Source organism: Nostoc sp. LEGE 12447 (assembly GCF_015206985.1).
In the GTDB taxonomy this organism is placed as follows: domain Bacteria; phylum Cyanobacteriota; class Cyanobacteriia; order Cyanobacteriales; family Nostocaceae; genus Nostoc.
The window spans coordinates 19858-40617 of the sequence record NZ_JADEXT010000012.1 but is presented as its reverse complement, the minus strand read 5'-3'; the positions used below and the strand labels follow the sequence as shown (position 1 = coordinate 40617).

19 protein-coding genes are annotated in these 20760 nt (G+C 41.4%); 6 read left to right on the top strand and 13 right to left on the bottom strand.

What is annotated here, in order from left to right; genetic code table 11:
• The first annotated feature begins 30 nt into the window (after positions 1-30).
• Positions 31-978 carry a glycosyltransferase family 2 protein gene (locus tag IQ274_RS14930; protein WP_194142720.1) on the top strand — a complete coding sequence of 316 codons (948 nt, stop codon included), beginning with the start codon at positions 31-33 and terminating at the stop codon, positions 976-978.
• Between the two features lie 129 nt (positions 979-1107).
• Here IQ274_RS14930 and IQ274_RS14925 read toward each other — a convergent pair whose 3' ends face one another.
• Positions 1108-1827 carry a ParB N-terminal domain-containing protein gene (locus tag IQ274_RS14925; RefSeq protein WP_163928572.1) on the bottom strand — a complete coding sequence of 240 codons (720 nt, stop codon included), beginning with the start codon at positions 1825-1827 and terminating at the stop codon, positions 1108-1110.
• Entirely contained in the window at positions 1824-3206 is a 1383-nt protein-coding gene (locus IQ274_RS14920; protein WP_194142719.1) for an AAA family ATPase, read from the bottom strand. Before IQ274_RS14920 ends, IQ274_RS14925 begins: the two co-directional genes overlap by 4 nt.
• Positions 3207-3464: 258 nt before the next feature.
• Here IQ274_RS14920 and IQ274_RS14915 point away from each other — a divergent pair, with 258 nt between their 5' ends.
• A complete protein-coding gene (locus IQ274_RS14915) occupies positions 3465-3836 on the top strand; it encodes a zinc ribbon domain-containing protein (RefSeq protein ID WP_194142718.1) in 372 nt (123 codons plus the stop codon).
• Positions 3837-3903: 67 nt separating this feature from the next.
• Here the strand turns inward: IQ274_RS14915 and nblS are convergent, their stop codons facing one another.
• From nblS to yidD, 4 genes are all read right to left on the bottom strand, one after another.
• Positions 3904-5850, bottom strand: a complete 1947-nt coding sequence (gene nblS / locus IQ274_RS14910; RefSeq protein WP_194142717.1) for a two-component system sensor histidine kinase NblS — start codon at positions 5848-5850, stop codon at positions 3904-3906.
• Between the two features lie 288 nt (positions 5851-6138).
• Positions 6139-8337, bottom strand: a complete 2199-nt coding sequence (pabB, locus tag IQ274_RS14905) for an aminodeoxychorismate synthase component I (protein WP_194142716.1) — start codon at positions 8335-8337, stop codon at positions 6139-6141.
• Between the two features lie 488 nt (positions 8338-8825).
• Positions 8826-9842: a sulfate/molybdate ABC transporter ATP-binding protein gene (locus IQ274_RS14900; RefSeq protein ID WP_012410079.1), complete on the bottom strand. Its 1017-nt coding sequence runs from the start codon at positions 9840-9842 to the stop codon at positions 8826-8828.
• A 94-nt stretch (positions 9843-9936) separates the two neighbouring features.
• On the bottom strand, positions 9937-10479 hold the full coding sequence (gene yidD / locus IQ274_RS14895; protein ID WP_194142715.1) for a membrane protein insertion efficiency factor YidD: 543 nt from the start codon (positions 10477-10479) through the stop codon (positions 9937-9939).
• A 213-nt stretch (positions 10480-10692) separates the two neighbouring features.
• On the opposite strand from yidD, the gene chlP reads away from it, so the two are divergent.
• Positions 10693-11913 (top strand): geranylgeranyl reductase, encoded by a 1221-nt coding sequence (gene chlP / locus IQ274_RS14890; RefSeq protein WP_163928566.1) that lies wholly within the window; start codon positions 10693-10695, stop codon positions 11911-11913.
• 450 nt (positions 11914-12363) lie between these two features.
• On the opposite strand, the gene IQ274_RS37365 is transcribed toward chlP, so the two are convergent.
• Positions 12364-12495, bottom strand: coding sequence for a hypothetical protein (locus tag IQ274_RS37365; protein WP_265578546.1), 132 nt, complete (start codon positions 12493-12495; stop codon positions 12364-12366).
• Entirely contained in the window at positions 12485-12637 is a 153-nt protein-coding gene (locus IQ274_RS14885) for a hypothetical protein (RefSeq protein ID WP_163928565.1), read from the bottom strand. Before IQ274_RS14885 ends, IQ274_RS37365 begins: the two co-directional genes overlap by 11 nt.
• A 92-nt stretch (positions 12638-12729) precedes the next feature.
• On the opposite strand from IQ274_RS14885, the gene IQ274_RS14880 reads away from it, so the two are divergent.
• Positions 12730-14064 carry a pentapeptide repeat-containing protein gene (locus IQ274_RS14880; protein ID WP_194142714.1) on the top strand — a complete coding sequence of 445 codons (1335 nt, stop codon included), beginning with the start codon at positions 12730-12732 and terminating at the stop codon, positions 14062-14064.
• Between the two features lie 83 nt (positions 14065-14147).
• On the opposite strand, the gene IQ274_RS14875 is transcribed toward IQ274_RS14880, so the two are convergent.
• The 4 genes from IQ274_RS14875 to IQ274_RS14860 form a co-directional block, all read right to left on the bottom strand.
• Positions 14148-14783: a Uma2 family endonuclease gene (locus IQ274_RS14875; protein WP_194142713.1), complete on the bottom strand. Its 636-nt coding sequence runs from the start codon at positions 14781-14783 to the stop codon at positions 14148-14150.
• A gap of 92 nt (positions 14784-14875) precedes the next feature.
• Complete coding sequence (locus IQ274_RS14870; protein WP_194142712.1) at positions 14876-15496, bottom strand: Uma2 family endonuclease; 621 nt, start codon at positions 15494-15496, stop codon at positions 14876-14878.
• Between the two features lie 241 nt (positions 15497-15737).
• The gene (map, locus tag IQ274_RS14865; protein WP_163928561.1) at positions 15738-16514 is read right to left on the bottom strand and encodes a type I methionyl aminopeptidase; all 777 of its coding nucleotides are present in this window, start codon (positions 16512-16514) and stop codon (positions 15738-15740) included.
• 20 nt (positions 16515-16534) lie between these two features.
• Positions 16535-17530 carry a Gfo/Idh/MocA family protein gene (locus tag IQ274_RS14860; RefSeq protein WP_194142711.1) on the bottom strand — a complete coding sequence of 332 codons (996 nt, stop codon included), beginning with the start codon at positions 17528-17530 and terminating at the stop codon, positions 16535-16537.
• A gap of 457 nt (positions 17531-17987) precedes the next feature.
• Between IQ274_RS14860 and IQ274_RS14855 the strand changes: the two genes are divergently transcribed.
• Positions 17988-18287, top strand: coding sequence for a ferredoxin (locus tag IQ274_RS14855; RefSeq protein ID WP_012410088.1), 300 nt, complete (start codon positions 17988-17990; stop codon positions 18285-18287).
• 361 nt (positions 18288-18648) lie between these two features.
• Here the strand turns inward: IQ274_RS14855 and IQ274_RS14850 are convergent, their stop codons facing one another.
• Complete coding sequence (locus IQ274_RS14850) at positions 18649-20364, bottom strand: SpoIID/LytB domain-containing protein (RefSeq protein WP_194142710.1); 1716 nt, start codon at positions 20362-20364, stop codon at positions 18649-18651.
• Between the two features lie 115 nt (positions 20365-20479).
• On the opposite strand from IQ274_RS14850, the gene IQ274_RS14845 reads away from it, so the two are divergent.
• The gene (locus IQ274_RS14845; RefSeq protein ID WP_012410090.1) at positions 20480-20743 is read left to right on the top strand and encodes a ParB N-terminal domain-containing protein; all 264 of its coding nucleotides are present in this window, start codon (positions 20480-20482) and stop codon (positions 20741-20743) included.
• The last annotated feature ends 17 nt before the right edge of the window (positions 20744-20760 follow it).

Below are 20760 nucleotides of genomic sequence, written 5' to 3'. Positions count from 1 at the left end.
TTCTATATTTTCTAGTTACTAGTATAAAATATGCCTAAAATTACTGTTTGCGTTCCTACTTTTAATCGTGTTCATCTTCTTCCTTATGCCATTGACAGTGTACTGAATCAGTCTGAGCAAGACTTTGAGCTAATTGTTTGTGATGATGGTTCTAGCGATCGCACACCTGAGTTAATGTCACAGTATACAGACCACCGGATTAAATATATCCGTCATCTGCAAAATATTGGTAAAAGTAATAATATGCGCTCTGGCTTTGATGCAGCCAGTGGTGAATATTTTATTAAATTTGATGATGACGATCGGCTCACACCCGATTTTCTCGCAAGTACCGCAGCGATTCTCGCTCAAGACTCGAGCATTGATTTTGTTGGTACAGACCATTGGATAATTGATATTAACAATGTGCGGGATGAGGCAAAAACTCAAGAAAATACTCATTGCTGGGGTAGGAAGAATTTACCAGCAGGTGTTGTAGATAATTTGTTGGAAGTTGTATTTGTTAACCAAAGCTTTCAAGTTGGCGCAACATTATTTCGCCGCAAAACCTTGCAAGATTTAGGATTTATGCAGCCAAATATGCAAAATTGTGAGGATAATGATTTATTTGTGCGTTTAGCTTTGGCGGGAAAAAAGGGTTATTATTTACCAAAATTATTGATGGAATATCGCACTCATGCAGAACAGCAAGGTATAAATAGAGCCATTCCTTATTTATTTGATAAAATGCGGTATTTAGAAAGTTATAAGTTTGATTCTGAAAAAATAGAGACAATCAGGAAAAATCGTTTAACTGAAACGCAGTTATTATTAGGTTTGCGTTTAATTGAAAAGGGTGAAACGCAAAAAGGCAGAGAGCTAGTTTTGGCAGGACAGTCTTTTTCAACTCCTAAAGCTTGGACTGGTTTAGGATTATCATTGTTACCCGTTGGGTTGCGAGGTAAAGCGTTTAATGCACTGCGACAGGTGCGGGGTTAAACATTGACATATTGCAATACGGTTCAGTTAGAGCCAAAAATATTAACCTGCGTAGGTTGGGTTGAGGAACGAAACCCAACATTAAGCTTTAATTGTTGGGTTTCACTTCGCTCAACCCAACCTACGATTCTAATAACTTCTTGACCACTCATCAATAATAGTCAAAATTGTTTTATCACCCAAGTTTTTAACAGATTTTACTACATCACGGTAATCTTCAAATTTTTGCTTTGGCTTTTTATGTCGAGCATCTTCTATAGCTTTAGCAAGTTTTTCTGCTCCAGAAATTCTAGAGCGTTGTAATTTTATAGATAATTCATCTTTATCCAAAGAATTCAATAAACTAAGTGGATTATTTTGTTCACCCTTTTGGGGAATAAGGTTTTCAAGTTGCTTGAACTGATTCTCTATTCTCTGTCTTTCTTGTATAAATTCTGACTTAAATTCATTGAATTGCTTCTCAAGACGTAATTCTAAATTTGTCAGACGTGGTTCTAACTTTGTTGTTTCTGGCTGTGGTGCTACAGGTTTAGTAGAAGAATCAATTCCTTTGAGAGATGCAACTTGCTTTAAAACTAAATTTTCTAATTTTGGGGCAATGACAAAGGCATTAACCATTTCAGCTTGCCGAGGATTTTTTTCTCGTGCCCTGACAGCAGCATAGTATTCAAAATGTCCATCAATTACCGTATAACTCTCTACTCCTGTCACTTTCACAACTAATGGTCTGATAATTCCTCCTGTTTCTATAATTATGTCTGCGAGATTTTCCAAATCAGTCTCTGAAAAATTTGATCGAGGTTCATTAGAAGTAATACTTTTTACATCTACTAAAGAGAAATTCATCATTTATTTAACCCTATTCCTGTTAATACTTCGTCTGCTAGGATTTCAAATTCCATAGCAGATTTTTGAGCATCTGATTTTAATTCTTCTGCATATTTCATAACAGATTTTGGATCAGGATATTCTAAATCTCCAACTGTTATAGTCTGATTCATACATTCTGATAGCACAGTTCTATCATAAATTACTGCTTCCATCAAAGGCAGATTGTAACGTTCTAAAATTACGCTTCTTTGCTTAGGAAAAGTATATTGTAAAAATTTAGAATTAGTAGAGATTTTTGAAGCCAAGATACCCATTAATATAATGTCTTGTTTTCCTATCATTTCTCTAAATTCATTAACTTCTATAATAAAGTTTTTAACACTTAACAACCCCTGGTTTGCAAATGGCTTTAAATCTGAAGGTATTATCAGGTAATCAGCAGCTACAAGTGCAACTTTCGCATATAAATCTCTGGATGGAGGCGTATCGATAATAACAATGTCATATTCTTGCTCTACTTTTTTTAATTTCGTAACTAATCTAGTTTTACTAGCATCAATTTGATTAAGTTTATACTGACCTTCTATTAAATTAATATGTGCAGGAATAACATCCAATTCAGGGTTGTTAAAGTAATGTGATTTTCGAGTAACATCGGGTATTAAGTAAAAATCCCCTGATTCTAATAAATGATAAATGTTAGAATCTCGTAAGTCATCTTCTTCGTCAAATTGAAATTTTATTAATCCTGTAGCAAAAGTAGTATTTGCTTGAGAATCTATATCAATCAAAAGAACCCTTTTACCTTTTTTACGTAATGCTGCTGCCAGGTTGACTGCAACAGTAGTCTTTCCAACGCCGCCTTTATTGTGGTAGATTGCAATCGTTTTCATTGAATGTTGCCTGTTTGTTTCAAAATTTGAATTATTTTCTATCTGAATTTTTGATTTATCTACTAGCTGTCCTTCTTTCAAGCTTTCTCTACCAATTAGAGTTTTAATTTCATCTATCTTTATCTCAACTTCTTTCCCAGAGCATTGAAATATTAACTGAATATCAGCCTGTAATTTTTGATAAATTCTAATCTCTTTGCCATTAGTCAGCAATCCATACCTGACATTCAAGCTGGTCAAATAATGCCTGAGTCGGGGAACATGATTATTTAAGTTTTGTTTGGGATGCTTTGCCTCCATGACGACACTCAAGGGTGAGTTGGCATCTAAGACAAAGGGAATCACCTGTGCAGCAAATGCTAAGAAATCTAAGCGGATGCTACCAACTGCAACTTCTTGATGCCAGGTGTCAGGAGTATAACCTAGCTGTGGTAGCAAATATTGCACTATGAGTTTGCTTTCAACTTCGCTTTCGTTACGGCACAGCTCAGGATTAAAAGGCAATATTTCTCTACCTCTAAATAATTATTGGACTTCGGGCAAAACCTCATATTTGCTAGATTATGGCATAGCCTTAATTATATTGAGTAATAGAAATCACTTAGAAAAATATAAATAATCTCATAAAATTAGTACTTCTACTGTTAAAATAACCATTTCTGAGAGCTAGCTATATTCAAAATTAACAGGCTACCTATGTATTTACCCATTACCCTTGTAAATGGGTAGAATCAAAGTGTTTACCTATTTGCCCTAAAGGTTTTGGCTACTGTATCTTGTCCCCACTGCCATCAACTCGTTGATAGTCAAGCTATTAGTTGTCCCTATTGCCGGACTACACTCAAAGCTTACGGTCATCCCGGTATTCCATTGCACCGCGCTACTGGGGATGGGTATCTGTGCGACACCTGCACCTATCACGCTGATGATACTTGCAATTTTCCTCAGCGTCCCTACGCCAAAGACTGTACCCTCTACCAAAATATTGAACAGACAAAGTTAGAGTTGGAACAGCAGCGTTACACTAACAGTTTTGCTGTAACTGTGAAAACTTGGGTAAAACGCAATCAGGCTTTGCTGTTGCTATTAGGTTTATTATTGCTCTGTTTGTTGCTCGTGATATTAAGGTCTTGATTGGTGTTTACTGGGGATTGGGAATAGGAAATGGTCGAAATTAACAACAATGCCCAATCCCTAAACTTTAGACAGTGGTGATTGTGGATGCTTCAGTAATAGCTTCAACTTGTATCGGTGGCGCTTTTTCCTCAAAGGCGGCTAAGTCAAACCAGAAAGTTGTGCCAATGCCAACTTCACTCACTAGATGGACTTTACTACGATGTCTGTCGATGATATTTCTGACAATCGATAATCCTAAACCCGTGCCTTCTAAGGTGTGAACTCGGTTTTCTACGCGAAAGAAGCGTTCAAAAATTGAGTGCTGGTCTTCTGTAGCAATCCCAATTCCAGTATCGGAAATTTCAATCCGCACTGGAGAAGATTGGCTGTAATTGGGTTTGAAATCTAGTTGGTAAGCGCGGATTGCTACTTTACCACCAGCTTTGGTAAATTTGAGGGCATTACCAATTAGGTTGCCAAAAACTTGTACTAACAGATCGTAATTACCCATTACCAGGGGTAAATTAGCAGCAACTTCCTGAAGAAGTTCAACACCTTTATCTTTTGCATTGAGTTGGTAAGTACGCAATGTTTGCTCGATCGCTTGGGCTAGATCCACTCCATCGAAGTTATACTGACGACCAGATTCGAGTTTTGATAAATCTAAAACATCGTTAACTAGGCGGGTCAGGCGATCGGTTTCATGGTTAACTGTTTGCAAGAACTCTTGCCGTTCTTCTAATCCTAAGTCTTCGCCGTAGTCATGCAGGGTTTCAATATAGGTTTTGATGTTAAATAAAGGCGTTCGCAGTTCGTGAGAAACGTTGCTGATAAATTGGCTTTTTGCGTCGTTTAATTCCACCTCACGGGTTATGTCTTGGACGGTAATCGCAATGCCTTTGATGCTTTCTCTTTGCAGGTTGAGTACTGTCGTCAAAAGAATACGGATCGTCCGAGGGGTGGGTTGGTTAAGAAAAATGCGGAATTCGGCACTTTCACATTCGCCTGCTGCCATTTCATACAATGGGCCACTGATTTCCATTTGTACTGCTGACGGTAAGTGATGCAACACATTGCAGCCGACCACATCAGCCGTTTCCCAACCAAAAATTCGCCGCGCTGTGGGGTTGACTAATATCACCTGCATGTTGTTATCAATCAACACAGCGCCATCTGCGATCGTGGAAACTAGGGTTTCTAGCTTGGCTTTTTCGGCTGTCAGTTCTTCAATATTCTGTTCTTCATAGCGTTCTAATCGCTCTGCCATCTCATTAAAGCTTAAAATTAACTCCCCTAGTTCGCCCCCTAAAGGTAAATCAATGCGCTGCTTGAAATTCCCGGTAGCAATTTCCTTTACCCCAACTAGGAGTTCTTTTATTGGTTTAGTGATGGTCAAAGCGTTTATTACTCCTGCCAAAATCACCATTACCCAAATCGTGATAAAAACGGCAATGGTGACATCGCGGGTAAAATTGGTGGAGATAACAGCAGTCTGATTGGGGTTGATACCGATCGCTAATACACCTAAGTATTTCTTATTAACGATCAGAGGAATAAATACATCGGTAACAACTCCATCTGGGGTCATGTGTTGCCGCACCATCGGCTTTTCCCCATCACCAGGGTAATCTTCTGGCAGTTGTATTCGCCGTTTAATGGTGAGGGAATTTTCTACCTCGGATTCCCAAAAAGGTATACCAAAGAAGATTTCCCCGGTTTCATCAGCGTAAAGCATATAACGCACGCTAGAGGTGCTGCTGTAGAAGCGTTGAGAAAATTGGGCAACCTCCGTGAGATTATTGTCAGCAACCAAGGGGGCAACATTGGCAGCAAGCAGCAAACCCAAGTCACGCCCGAAGCGGGTGTCATTCATCCGCGCGTCCTGCTGGATTGTATTCACAGCCCAGAAGGTCAAACCACTCATCACCAAGGAAACCACCAATGTAGCCACAGCCAGCAGCTTAGTCTGGAGGGTAAACTCAGACCACCAACTTGCGATCGCATGTCGAATTGTTTTTAACAGAGTTAGCATCTTAAATAAAGTTGTTAGTAGTCTTTGTTATAAAGCCCAACAACTAAAAAATTAACAGTTAATTTGACAAACATGTTAGGGAAGGGGGAATAGGGGAGTTTCAGAGGATATCCCTGTTAAGCTTGTCTTAACGAATTTACCTCATTTGGGCGATCGCAGTTGATATCCAATTGAGGATTAAGGCGTTAAACCCCATTTTTTTATATTGGTTACGCACAGGTGAGTAGTCTAACAAAAATCCCACCTGTTGGGATTTTGAGCGAGTTGCCCGACTGAAGTTAGCGGCGGCTAGGAAACTGCTCGCACTTTTTTATAGCTATCAAAAGCCTCTGTTTCTATCCCCTGGATATAATATTGGTTAGAATCAAAGGCTCCATGCGTGGCGATCATCATGGCATGAATCAATGCCTTTGCTTTCAGGAGTGTTTCTTGAAACTCCATTTCAGGATCGGAAAGCGCCACAATGCCGCCGCCAATGCCAATTGAGGTTTGTTCTGGAGTCAGCACAGCAGTACGAATGACAATATTCAAATCAGCCGAACCATTCAATCCCAAAAAGCCGATCGCTCCTGAGTAAACTCCCCGTGCTTCTTGCTCTAATCGATCGATAATCTCAAGGGTTCTGAGTTTGGGAGCGCCTGTCATCGAACCGCCGGGAAAAGCGTTGCGAATGCAGTCTGTGGCGTTCATATCAGCGCGTAAATGACCGCGAATAGTCGTCACCAGTTGATGCACAGTCGCATAGGTTTCTACATCCATCAATTTGGGAACATGGACAGTGCCGACTGCACAAACCCGTCCTAAATCATTGCGAAGCAAATCCACAATCATCAGATTTTCAGCCCGATCTTTTTCACTGTTCCGCAATTTTTCACGCAGGATAAAATCTTCGTTGGGTGTTTTTCCTCGTGGTAGCGTTCCCTTAATAGGCTTTGTTTCCACCCAGCCTTGGCAATCAATGTGCAGAAATCGCTCTGGAGATGAGCAGGCGATCGCCACATCGCCAAAGCGCAAAAATGCAGAGTATGGAGCAGGATTAATGCGGCGTAATGAACGATAGAACACTAGGGGATCGGGTGTTGTGTCTGTGTGAATCTTGTTTGTTAAACAAACTTGATAAGTTTCTCCTTCGTGAATTTCTTGCAAACACATCTGAATATTATCAAGATAAGTCCTTTCAGACCGACTTAATCGGAAAATAACAGGTGTCTGAACTTCTGGTGGAACAATAGGCGATAGGGGAAGAAGATGGTCAAGCTGGTGTTTTATCCATTCAAACCAGGCTTCTGCTAAGTCGTATTGTCCCTGCTGAATTAGGCAAAGCAGATAGAGTGTTTGCTCCTGGTGATCGATTGCAATCATCCGATCGGCTAACAGAAACATAGCATCAGGTAAGCTAGAGGCGTGATTTAATTTAGACCCGCACTCTGCTTTTAGTTCATAGCCAAAATAACCCACAAACCCGCAGTTGAAATCGAAGGGTAAATCATCAGATGGGCAATGTCGCCGTTCAATTTCATGCTGGAGATATTCAAAAATCCCCTTTGTCTTACAGCTTATGGTATCGGACTGTGTAATTGTAAGTTCCTGCGTTAGCGAAGCGCTGCCGCCTACGGCAGATCGCGTCTGATAGCGAATTAGCAGACTGTTTTCGCCACCGCTATCTCCCATAAAGGAAAAGCGCGAAAGACCAGATTCAACCAGACTGCTATCTAGCCAAAAGGTATTTGGTGATTTGCCAAACAAATGCACAAACATTTGTTCGGTATCGGGATACAGATTCAACTTCTGCGTACAAAGTTGAAATTCCTGTTGCTGTTTTTGGGAAGAAGAACTTGGAGGTATGGGAGCAGCACCACTATCTCCTACCCAATAGTGTTTTCTCGGACTATTGCCTCGCTCTTGGGCAAATTTTAGGGTAATCTCTCTAAAATTCTCGAATAAGGTTTGTCCATACTGAGTACAGATTGACTCTGGATGAAACTGCACACCCCATAGCGGCAAAGATTGATGGCGCATTCCCATCACCAGATTGTCCTCTGTCCACGCTACTTTTTCTAAACAGTCTGGTAGGTCATTTGCAACCAGCAAAGAATGGTAGCGCACAACAGAGAAAGGGGAAGGAATTCCCGCAAATAAATCAGTACCACTGTGATAAACTTCACTGATCCGACCATGCTGAACTTCGGGTGCATGAATAACTTTTCCTCCATACTCGTTACCAAGTCCTTGATGTCCAAGACAAACACCTAGAAGTGGCACTTGGGTATTTTGAATAGCTTGACGACAGATCCCAAAATCTTTTAGATTTTCAGGACGACCTGGCCCTGGTGAAATCACAATGTTGTCAAATTCCCAATTTTGCAGTTCATCCCATGCAAATTGATCGTTGTAAATCACAGTGGGATACTCTGCATTTACTTCTGCAATTAATTGGTAAAGATTAAAAGTATAAGAGTCATAATTGTCAATAATTAGGGTTTTCATCTTGGAAGTTTCGGTGTTGTTATGCTTGTTGGTCTATACACTGGCACAAAGACAAATACAAGCAGCTTTATTCAAGTCTAAATCAACGTTAAAAATCAGTTTATTTACCTAACTGAGTGACCGGGTTTTTGCTGGATATTTCAATGCTTTTAGTCGATTTATTTAATGTTATTTAATACCCAAATCCAGATTTTAATTTCAATTAAATAAAAGTTTTATATTGAAATTTTGCTGAAATATTACTTACCTTATATAACTATGTCACCTAAATATTTTCTATATTTCTTATACGATTAATTAATTGGACTTTTTATTCATTGGCTAATCAATTTAATTGTTCTGCTATTTTATTCCATTACAATTGTAGACAATTTTAGCATTGTAAAGTGATGCTCTCTCTAACCTACGTAAGATTAAAACCCCTAGCCAATAGCTGAATTAGACAGCGATTAACTAGGGGTTTTGATCGTTGGGAAACTGGCAAAAGTCTAAATTGAATAAGACACAGGGAAGGATTTCGCATCCTTTGGCTTGACATATATACGCTGTTTCGGTTCTAACTCTAAGTCATTAAAGCGATCGCGCGTTAAATGGGCCATCACCACTTGCCCATCATCGAAAGTTAATTCTACCTGAATTTCCCAACCTAAATGTATCAATCGGCTCACTGTTGCAGGTGTAGTGGCACCGTTAGCAGCCTTTTCTAAAATCACATCTTGCGGGCGCAAAAATACTTGTGGATGTGGCGCATCAAACCCGCTACTTTGAAAAATCTTCGAGTTGCTGGGTAATACATTTACCGGGCCGATGAAGCTCATCACAAATGCGGTGGCAGGATTATCATAAATTTCCGATGGTGTCCCCACCTGTTCCACGCGCCCTTTATTCATGACCACAACTTCATCGGAAACTTCCATTGCTTCCTCTTGGTCGTGGGTGACAAAAACCGTGGTAACATGAACCTCATCATGGAGGCGGCGTAACCATGCCCGTAAATCTTTGCGGACTTTAGCATCAAGTGCGCCAAAGGGTTCATCTAGAAGTAATACTTCAGGTTCTACTGCTAATGCCCTTGCTAAGGCTACCCGTTGTCTTTGACCACCAGAAAGTTGTGATGGGTAGCGATCGCCTAATCCACTCAATTGCACCAACTCTAGTAACTGTTCTACCTTTCCCTTAATCTTCTTTGGCTGTGCCTTACGAATTTCTAAGCCAAAAGCAATATTCTGCCTGACAGTCAAATGCTTAAATAGGGCATAGTGCTGAAATACAAAGCCAATATTGCGCTGCTGTACGCTTTGGTATGTAGCATCCTTACCGGTAAGCAGGATTTTGCCGCTATCTGGCATTTCTAAACCTGAAATTAACCGTAGTAGCGTAGATTTACCCGACCCCGACGGTCCAAGTAACGCAACTAGCGAACCACTCTTAATTTCCAGGCTAACCTCATCAACTGCCTTGAAACTCCCGAATTGTTTGGAGACATTTTCAACTACTATGCCCACTGCTGCTATACCTCTGCAACTAAATCTACAGATCCTTGGTAGGATTACTGTGTCTTACATATACCATATATCGTTATTTATGGATGAACAAGATTTAGCTACCGCAACTGCCACAGTCGAGGAAGCTACAATCAGCGCCACTGCAATCTAAGAAACTACAATCTGGCGAACCACAATCAGGGGGACTACAATCAGGAGCAATATTAAGTATCTCGGCACAATTGCAGCCCAAATCGGCACAATCAAAACATTCAGTATTGTTGCTGTTAATAAATGAGGATGTTTGACCAACTTTACCAGATGCTTGTTTTCGTTGCTGTGTTTCTGCTTCTTCCTCTGTGGATTCTTCGGAATTTTCGATTGACATAGAAGTTACGTAGCGGAAAGCTACTACGCGTTTACGCAAAATATGGTTAGCTTCTTTGCAAGCTTGAAATCGTTCACGACTATTGACAAATACTACTTTTAACCCTTCATTAACAATTACCCGCTTGATATATTGAGAGCAAGATTCGCCGCCATATAATATTCTGTGGGCACAAGCAAAACCTTTGTGTGGGGAAATGTGCTTTTGATATCCGGTAATTACGGCGACACTAACTTGTCTAGTAAAAGAATCGAACAAAGAAATCTGCATATTTTGGGATTGGGGACTAGGCAATATTCTTCATTCTTCCCAATACCTAATCCCTAATTCCCAATCCCCAATGCCCCATTCCCAATCCTCAATTCGTATCGAAACATTAAGGAATATTGCATTTAAGCATAAACCTGGAGGAAAACCGCCAAATCACTAGAAAGACCGTGGTAGTATGCTCTCGGTAAATGTGAAGATTTGGGAGAAAGACCTTTGACACTACGGGTTGCTGTTATTGGGTCAGGCCCTGCTGGTTCATCTGCCGCTGAAACACTGGCAGCCTCTGGGATTGAAACCTACCTATTTGAGCGGAAGCTAGACAATGCAAAGCCTTGTGGGGGCGCAATTCCCCTATGTATGGTGAGTGAATTTGACTTACCACCAGAGATTATCGATCGCCGGGTACGGAAGATGAAAATGATTTCACCTTCTAATCGGGAAGTTGATATCAATCTGGTAAATGAAGATGAATATATAGGAATGTGCCGCCGGGAAGTGCTGGATGGCTTTTTGCGCGATCGCGCGGCAAAATTAGGCGCAAATTTAATTAATGCCACTGTTCATAAACTTGATATACCAGGAAACAATACTGATCCCTATACCATCCATTACGTTGACCATACAGAAGGTATTTCACAGGGGATTGCTAAAACCCTGAAGGTGGATTTAATCATTGGGGCAGATGGGGCTAATTCTCGCGTTGCCAAAGAAATGGACGCTGGGGATTACAATTATGCGATCGCTTTCCAAGAGCGAATTCGCTTACCCGAAGACAAAATGGCCTACTATAACGACCTCGCCGAAATGTATGTCGGTGATGACGTTTCGACCGATTTCTACGCTTGGGTTTTCCCCAAATATGACCACGTAGCTGTCGGTACTGGCACAATGCACATCAACAAAGCCAGCATCAAACAGTTACAAGCTGGTATCCGCGCCCGTGCTTCCGAAAAATTGGCAGGCGGTAAAATCATCAAAGTCGAAGCCCACCCCATTCCTGAACATCCCCGTCCCCGTCGTGTCGTTGGTCGCATCGCTTTGGTGGGAGATGCTGCTGGTTACGTTACCAAATCCTCTGGCGAAGGTATTTATTTTGCCGCTAAATCTGGGCGGATGTGTGCCGAAACCATTGTAGAAGCATCTAACAGTGGTAGCCGTATTCCTACAGAAGGCGACCTCAAGGTTTACCTGAAGCGTTGGGATAAAAGATACGGACTCACCTACAAGGTGCTGGACATTCTGCAAAGCGTGTTCTATCGTTCCGACGCTACCCGCGAAGCGTTTGTGGAAATGTGTGATGACCTCGATGTACAACGGCTAACATTCGATAGCTATCTGTATAAAACGGTTGTCCCAGCTAATCCCATCACCCAATTGAAGATTACTGCCAAAACCATTGGTAGTCTAATTCGGGGTAATGCCCTTGCACCTTAATTGAGGGCAAAGGACTGGGAATTCCAACAAATAAATTACTCAATTTTGTGGGGTGGATATCTTGCACGCTGATTAATCAGGGAGAGCAAGATGCTTACCCCACAATATATATTTTTATCCATGTCGTAGGGGCAATTGATGAATTGCCCCTACGACATAGTTTTTCAAATAGGTCTTTCAATGTGACTTATAAAATCTCTTATTTTTTCTCAGCGATCTCTGTGCCTCTGCGGTTTAAAAGTTTTTTAACCACAGAGGCAAGGCAGCTCGGTCTTCTCCCAAAGGGAGAGGCTAGCGCCTTTCCTTTGGAACGCTACGCGAACGCGGAGCGTCTCGTAGAGAAGGGGGTTTCCCCCATGAGCGACTGCCGCGCAGAGGACACAGAGTAAAGAGCTTAAAATCATCAGATACACTTCATTTAGCGACTTGCAAAAAATAAATTATCCCAAATTATTGACCACTCATAGTATGGCGTGAACCTGCGATCGCTACCTTCTTACCTTGACGTAAAGCATCTCTAAGTACAGACTGTAGTAGCACCTCAGCAACTCCAGGCTGACTCTTAACCTGCTTAATTGTCACCTGTGTCTGATGTCAGGTGACTGGCATCATCAACCGTGCCAGGAGGCAGAGGTTGACGATCATTGCGATCGCTCCAAGCTTTTAAAGTCAGGTGAGTAACAGGTCTGGCGATTATTGTTAGGGCAATTGTGATAGTTGCCACAAGCACAAGCAGGATAATCTTGAGCCTATTTTTTAACAATTTACACCGTAGGAACGCTGCATAACCAGGATTGAAGGGGCAAAATAGAAAACATGACGATTGAATCCGATTCCTCTAATCTACCAACCCCAGAACCAGTCCCCGAAAACGACTTGCAACCGGATGACTTTGACGGTAGTTCAACTGAGAGAAACCTAACCTCAGAAGTACTCGCGGTGATTGGGTCTTTACAATCTCCGCAACATACAATTGCTTTACAACAAGCCCGTTCTGACTTCAAGCAACCCATTACCAGCCAATTCACAGTTAAGCCAAGGGCATTGCTAATTACTCTAATAGCGATCGCCATCACATTCATCGGAATTATCCTCAATAACTGGATGGTTGGCATTATCGGAACGCTGATAACTTTGCTGTTATCCTTAGCCATATTATTGCCTTGGTTCCGAGAAGTTTTAAACGAGTGGTTTTCACCCCAAGAGCGCACCCTTTTTGTGGCCTTTTTGGGGCTAATAGTAGCAATCATCGGCTTGATCCGGTTTACAGGTGTGAGCGATCGCTTACTTGCTTTAGGACGCAAAATTAACTGGGATATTGCTGGTAGCCTAGCAGAATGGTTTGGCGCTTTGGGACAAATTCTGATCGCCATCATTGCCGTTTATGTAGCGTGGCGGCAATATGTTATTTCCAAAGACTTGACAATTCAGCAAAACATGCTGACGATTCAGCAAAATATTATTACCCAGCAACAGACAATTGATTCCTATTTCCAAGGCATTTCAGACTTGGTGTTAGATGAAGAAGGATTATTAGAAGATTGGCCTCAAGAAAGAGCGATCGCTGAAGGACGCACTGCGGCAATTTTAAGTAGCGTTGATGGTAGTGGTAAAGCGAAAATTCTCCGCTTTCTCTCACGTTCCAAGTTGTTATCACCCCTAAAACGCGATCGCCTATTAGGTCGAGCCATTCTCGATGGGACTGGCGGATATGCAGAAGACCGTCTGGAAGGTTTGCGTGTCATCGATTTAGGTGTAATGCTAGCCGCAGCAGACCTTTCTGGCACTGATTTACGTTGGACTGACCTCAGCGAAGCGAATCTTGTCCGCGCTAATTTGACCGGTTGTGACTTAGTAAAAGCCAACCTCTCCCGCACAATTTTATATAATGCTAATCTCACTGGTGCCGACATCAACGGCATTCGCCTATTCTACGGTGTAGTAGATAAAGCATCACCCCGCAGTCGAACTGAACCCCCAGATTATGAAACCGGCGAACAAACTGGCGCTGTAGTGGAAAATGCCGATTTCAGTAATGTGCAACGGATGTCTGAGTCTGCACGTTGCTACTGTTGTACTTGGGGTGGCGAAAAAACTAGAGCTACTATTCCTGGTGGTTGTGAAGGTATTCCTAATAAGTTGGGAAGATAGTTATAAGACAATACAGTTCAGATCAGCCCAAAACATTCATTTAGAGACGCGATTTAGCGTGTCTTGAAAGACTATATAAAAAATTAGTTAGCCGCATTAAAAATCTGTTGTGCAGTTAAATTTAATTGGGGAAAGGTAGGTGATACAATCGCTGTGTCGCCTTGAAAAGGTGTCATTTGATATTCGCCATCAACTAATTCGCATACAAAAATAGTTGGTTGTTTGGGATTCCCGATGAACTTTCTTGCACCCAATGCAGCATAATCAGCAATCCAATATTCGGGAATTCCCATTTCTTCTCTTCGAGACGCTACGCGAGCATAATCTCTAAGTTTATTGTAGTAATCATCTCGCCAGTTGCTTGAAACAACTTCTATAACTATTGGAACTGATGCGGCTTGGCTTACTGTTGACTGTTTTTGAAAAAGCGGTTCATTGTCGAGATTATCAAGATTTAGCAGTAACACATCAGGCGAATAAGCGGATTCGGCAGAAGGAGTTTGGATAAATGAAGTTTTGGGGATTCCGTAGGGTAAATTAAGACGATCAAACTCCACGGTTAATTTCCGCGACAAAAACGCAACAACTTTTTCATGCGCTCCGGTTGGGGGTGGCATTTCAATAATTACTCCTTTGTGCAATTCATAGCGTTTAGCGTCATTGGGATACCATTCAATAAATTCATTGAAGGTGAGTAATTTGGGCAACGCTTGAGTCATAATCTTACCTCCATATATGTTTTACTTTATTAGCTTTAAAAAGTGTAAATGTTTATTCCCAAAGAATACGACGTTTTCCTCAATCTCTAACTCTAGCGACCCGCAATAAATATCTGTTCTGCGGTCAGATTCAGGTCTGGAAACGTTTGGGAGATGAGGCGTTCTGTTCCTCTAAACTGTTGTGCTTGATAAATTCCATCTAATAACTGATAAATCGTGATTGTAGGTTCTTTGGATAAGCCAATGTAGCGTTTGCCTCCTAGCCCTAGATAATCCGCGATCCAGTACTCACCAATACCTAAAGCTTCGTAGTCTTCCACTTTCCGGGCATAGTCATTCTGCCAATTAGTACTGACAACCTCTACTACTAACTTTACAGACTTGCCTAGTGTAATAACTTGCTCAGTTTTCCATAATGGTTCATTTGCCAAACTAGTCTGATCGAGAATCACAACATCTGGTCTAAAGGCTGAATTTTGACCTAATGGCTTAATTAGGCATTTCATGGGAATAAACCAAGGCAAGTTGAGCAGATCAATTGCTACGTTAAGCTTACGATTAATTAACCCAGCAACCTGTTCATGAAGTCCAGTAGGTTCCAAGTCGATTATTTCTCCGTCAATTAACTCGTAGCGTATATCATCTAGATAGCCAGCAACGAATTCCTCAGAGCCAATATTACCTGTATTAATAGTGGCTGATACCATAGACATTTGTCCTTCCAGGTTCAGTACAAGAGCAGGTATTGCTGCTCTTGATTATTCTAACTATCTTTGATTAGGCAATTGACTAATATGCTTCAAAATCTGAAGTACACTATACAACTCATTGCTCCGGTTATAGACATCAAAAAAACTCTAATCCATAGAACAATATTACTTGCTCTAGTGTGACATTTTCCGCAGCAACAGTTAGAGCCATTATGTTAATTCAATAGTAGAAAAACCTACCAGTTTAGTAATTCTCGCCTTCAGGTAGGGTGAGAATTTCAACGCCATCTTCAGTTACGGCTAAGGTATGTTCACATTGAGCAGAAAGCTTGCGATCGCGCGTTACCGCAGTCCACTTGTCGCTGAGAACTTCGACTTCGTAAGTACCTTCATTAATCATTGGCTCAATAGTAAAAACCATCCCCGGTCTCAGGCGCTTGCCTTTGCCGCGAGTACCATAATGGGGAACATCCGGCGCAGTGTGAAAAATGTTACTGATGCCGTGTCCAACAAAATCTCGCACTACAGAAAAGCCTTGCCCTTCAGCATACTCTTGAATCGCTGCACCAATATCGCCAATGCGTGCCCCAGGTTTTACTTCAGCAATACCCAGGCGCAAACACTCCTCTGTCACCTCTACCAGCTTTCTCGTTTTTGGGGAAGGAGTGCCAACAAAGAATGTCTTGGATGTATCGCCGTGATACCCTTCAACAATGGGCGTTACATCGATATTAATAATGTCACCATCTTTGAGAATCTGCTTGGCGTTGGGAATGCCATGACAAATTACCTCATTGACACTGGTACAAATCGATTTTGGATAACCCTTATAGCCAAGAGGTGCGCTTTTTGCTCCATGCGCTTGCGTCCAACGTTCGGCTTCATCATTTAGTTCTAGAGTGCTAACCCCTGGCTTCACAAACGGTTCGAGATGCTGGAGAAGTTTGGCTGCTAAACGCCCAGCTTGACGCATTTTCTCTATTTCTCGTTGGGATAAAATGACAATTAGTTCAGTTTTCATTAACTTTTATCTAGACAAATTTACATAAACATAGTGAACCCTGTCTGTGCAGCTCTTTGAGCAGCATCAGCAACCTTTAAGGTATACAAACTCTGCTCTGGGGTAACGTACAAAGGAGTGCCATCAAAAAGATGGTCTAACACCATAGCTGTGTCTTTGGCAAACAAACCCCGACGAGGGCCAACCTCTATAGATGTTGTTTCCCCTGGCTGGATGAAAATTCCTGTGTCGCCATCAAAGACTAAACCACCTTTTTCTCCGTGAACTTCAAACTTGCGTTCTGATTGCCAAATACTTTCGCCTTTGCCATATACTACTTGGGCTAAAAGTCCACTGTTAAAGCACAGTTCACTAGTACAAAAACAGGTTTGGTAATATTCCGGTTCTATTTCCCAATATCGCTGATGACAGTTAACAGTAAATACTGTACCAAATAAATCGATGAGGCGATGTAGGCGAGACAGGGCCCCAATTAAGGGAAAACCGAACAACTCGTGGTTATAAGTCCATTTACGGGGTGCAGGATTTTGGGGATTGATGGTGCTGTAGCGAGCATAAAACACTTCACCGACTTTGGCTAAGTTTTGCTTCAAGGCTTGATGCAAACCACCCAAAAGTTCTAAGTGTTCCACGTGCAAGAGTTTTTTTTGTGCTTTGGCTAGGGCAATAAGTTCGTCTGCTTCGACTACATCCAACGAAAGGGGATACTCTATAATTACATGTTTGCCATTGGTAAGTGCTGCACGAGCGATCGCACCATGATCTCGATTAACAGTACAAATCACCACTAGGTCTACATCTTCACGCTCTACTAGCTCTTGCCAAGCACTTAATGCTTTAATCTGGTACTCTCTGACAAAGGCTTCTGTTTTTTCTGCGGTATGACCAACAACCGCTATCAACTGCGATCGCTCATCATGGAGCAATGCTTCAGCCCGGAACTTTGCCGCATACCCAGTACCTACCAAACCTACACGCACTCTTGCTTTTTCCAAAGCTGCTCCTGAATTAGACATAATCATTTTATATAAAAACTTGGCACAAACTCATTATGTAACCTGCTTAAAAATCGGTTTTTGTTAGTCTTAAAATTTTCCGAGTTGTTGCAGGAAGTTTCTTGGTTTCAAACAACCTCTCAAGTTTCTTGATTGTCTTGACAAAAATCCGATCTTATGGATTAAAAATCCTTGCTGCAAATTTAAATAACATCAAATTTAATCATGTTTTCTTAGCTAGAACATAGTTTTTTATTATCACAGCTCAACTAGGGCAGTAAATACATAAATAAAACTTATCGGGATTAAGCAACTAAATTTCATTACTAATCGGGTTCAATTTCGAGTTACATAGTTTAATTTTTCTCGTAGTATCAGAATTGAAGCAAATATAAACTAGCGGCTAATTCTCAAGAACAGCCGCGACCTTTGCCTTAAGATAACTTATACTGCCGTTCACAAAAGAGAGGATTACTCAATGCCAACCTATAAAGTGACACTAATTAACGAGGCTGAAGGGCTGAACACAACTCTTGATGTTGAGGACGATACCTATATTCTAGACGCAGCTGAAGAAGCTGGTATTGACCTGCCCTACTCTTGTCGTGCCGGTGCTTGCTCTACCTGTGCAGGTAAACTCGTATCAGGTACTGTCGATCAAGGCGATCAATCATTCTTAGATGACGATCAAATAGAAGCTGGATATGTACTGACCTGTGTTGCTTACCCAACTTCTAATGTCACAATCGAAACTCACAAAGAAGAAGAACTCTATTAAGAGCAAAACTAAATAGCCAAAAACCTATTTCTATTGGTGATTATAGTTGCTCGAACATTTGGACTGAGTGATCGTCCAAGGTCTCAATGCTGCAAGACTAAGCATCAATTTGTGTGTGCCTCTTAAAGCCACTTTGAAAAAAAGACTGATTTCATGTTGAGCAGGAACACAGTAAATTTAGTGTTCCTGCTTAATTTTTTTAGTATAGAGTTCCACCTCAGCAATTTTGCCTTTTGTTGACTCCTTATTCCTACCTCTATCTAGAGGTAGGAATAAGGAGGTAGAAACTTTTTCTATCTAATTTTGAGTCCTGTATTTTGTACCTCACTCAAAAAGCAAACTGCTGTAAAAAGCGATTAGCTTAGAATTTAATCTCTTTGTTGAGAACTTGAATCTGAGTACCAGGATAATAAAATTGGAGAATTTTAGGACTTGACCAACCTAGTTTTGCTAGATTTTGAGCGCCAGTTTGACTCAAGCCAACTCCATGTCCTAATCCACCACCAATAAAAGCGTATCCCCACAGTTCTGGTTTGCCTTTATTCAGAGGTTCTAGGTAAAAAAACGTACTTGTAGGAGCAGCAAAGGCACTGCGAACTTCGTCTTTGTGGAGAATAAAGGTGCTTTTATCAGTTTTAACCGCGAGTTCAAGGATGCGTCCACTCTCGCTTCGCTTCACCACTGCCATAGCCTGAATTGTCTTAAATTTGGCATGAGGACTGTTTTTTACCTGCAAAAATTTCTGCAAGTCCTTGATAATATCCTCTAAACGGGTTTCCCTGCGCCAACGAAAAGCATCCCATTTGCTCTCATTAAATCCCTGTTGGATATTAATAAATTTATGGAAGTTCTTTTCATCTGCCAAACTCTGCTTAGATAAGTTCCAAAAATTAGTCGCAGCATCTAGCACAGGGCGCAAATAGGGACGATTATCGCCATTCCAGATATCGCTGAAGGAAGCAGTGACACCACCTGTGGTAGAAGAATACAGGGCATCTACTAGTTCGTTTTTATAAGTTACTACCTTACCCCTGGTGGAGGCGATCGCTTGGTCTGTTTTAGCAGCCGCTCCATTTAGCCCATAATAAACTTGGCAGTGAGTATCGGCACACAACTGATAGTTATCTGCGGCAAACCTGCGTAAATTTCTTAAAGCATAAGTCCGGGCGAGAATTGCTTGGGCTTCTAGCGCTGCTTTTGGTGCATCCGTTCCTATTTCGTAAGGCACAACCCCACGTAAATAAGTTTCTAAAGGGACTTGGTTAACTAAAGTGTATGTGCCGTAAGCATTTGGCTGCAAATTCATCTGTCCAGAATAAAGACGAGCATTTTCTGGCTTTTCGCTTTTATTCACCCGAATCAAGTTTTTATCAGTGCTGATTTCCAAATCATTTGGGCTATAGCGTTTACCATCCACCACCCAACTAACTTGTGGCAATTGTTTTAAAACTTTAGTATCAAGATATACTTTATCTTTGTTAGAAGTTTGGATGTTCTGCAATAGTAAGCGTCGCAATAAAGGAGTGCTATAAACATCTCGTTTAGCCCAAACCTGCCAGCGTTCTGGCTGAGCGATTTCCACTTCTATTCCCTGAGAACGCCATTTGTTAGCACTATCTTCAGCAGTTTCAAAAGTACGGTATGTGCCTAAGACTACCATTTCTTCCACTGCTGGCTGGGGTAAAGCTTGCATAACTGTTTCCAGCTTTACAGGATTCTTTGTCACCAGGATTTGCTGCTTGTTGCCCGCTTTAAATTTTAGCTTTAAGCGATCGCCTTTTGTGGGTTCCAGTTGCAGTTTGACTGTGGGTTGTGAACCAAATCGCTGCACAATCCCAATTTTCAGTTCTATATCCTGGATGTTACTCTCAGGACCTGATGCAGCAGTCAGTCCCAATAGACAAAATGTCGTCAGCACAGTGTGGGAAAAACGCCAAAACAAAAATTTCATGGCTACCTGATAGCGTACCCCTACGGGAAAGCAAGCTACGCGCAGCATATCGAGCTTCTTTTGCCCCCTAATGCGGCGTTGGAGCTTATTTTCCAATTGCTTTGCAGTGCGGTCTTTTTGTCGCATGAGCGCTCCAATGATACCATTACCAGTTTTGCCCCAAATATACGTTGCAAAACGAAGTCATAACGACTATGATTTATTTAGAGACACAAAACAGAACTAGTTGGATAAACTCCTTATGGTTAGAGTCCAAGAAATTCCATTAAATCAGATAAAACGGCCATTGCCCCGTGCAAACGATCCAAATAAAGTGCAAGCCTTAATGGAATCGATTGCGGAGATTGGGCAGCAAGAACCTATTGATGTCCTAGAAGTAGATGGACAATATTATGGCTTTTCTGGTTGCCATCGGTATGAAGCTTGCCAACGTTTAGGCAAAGAAACCGTTTTAGCCAGAGTTCGTAAAGCACCCCGTAGCGTTTTAAAGATGCACTTGGCATAGAGAATGAGATAGGGAGG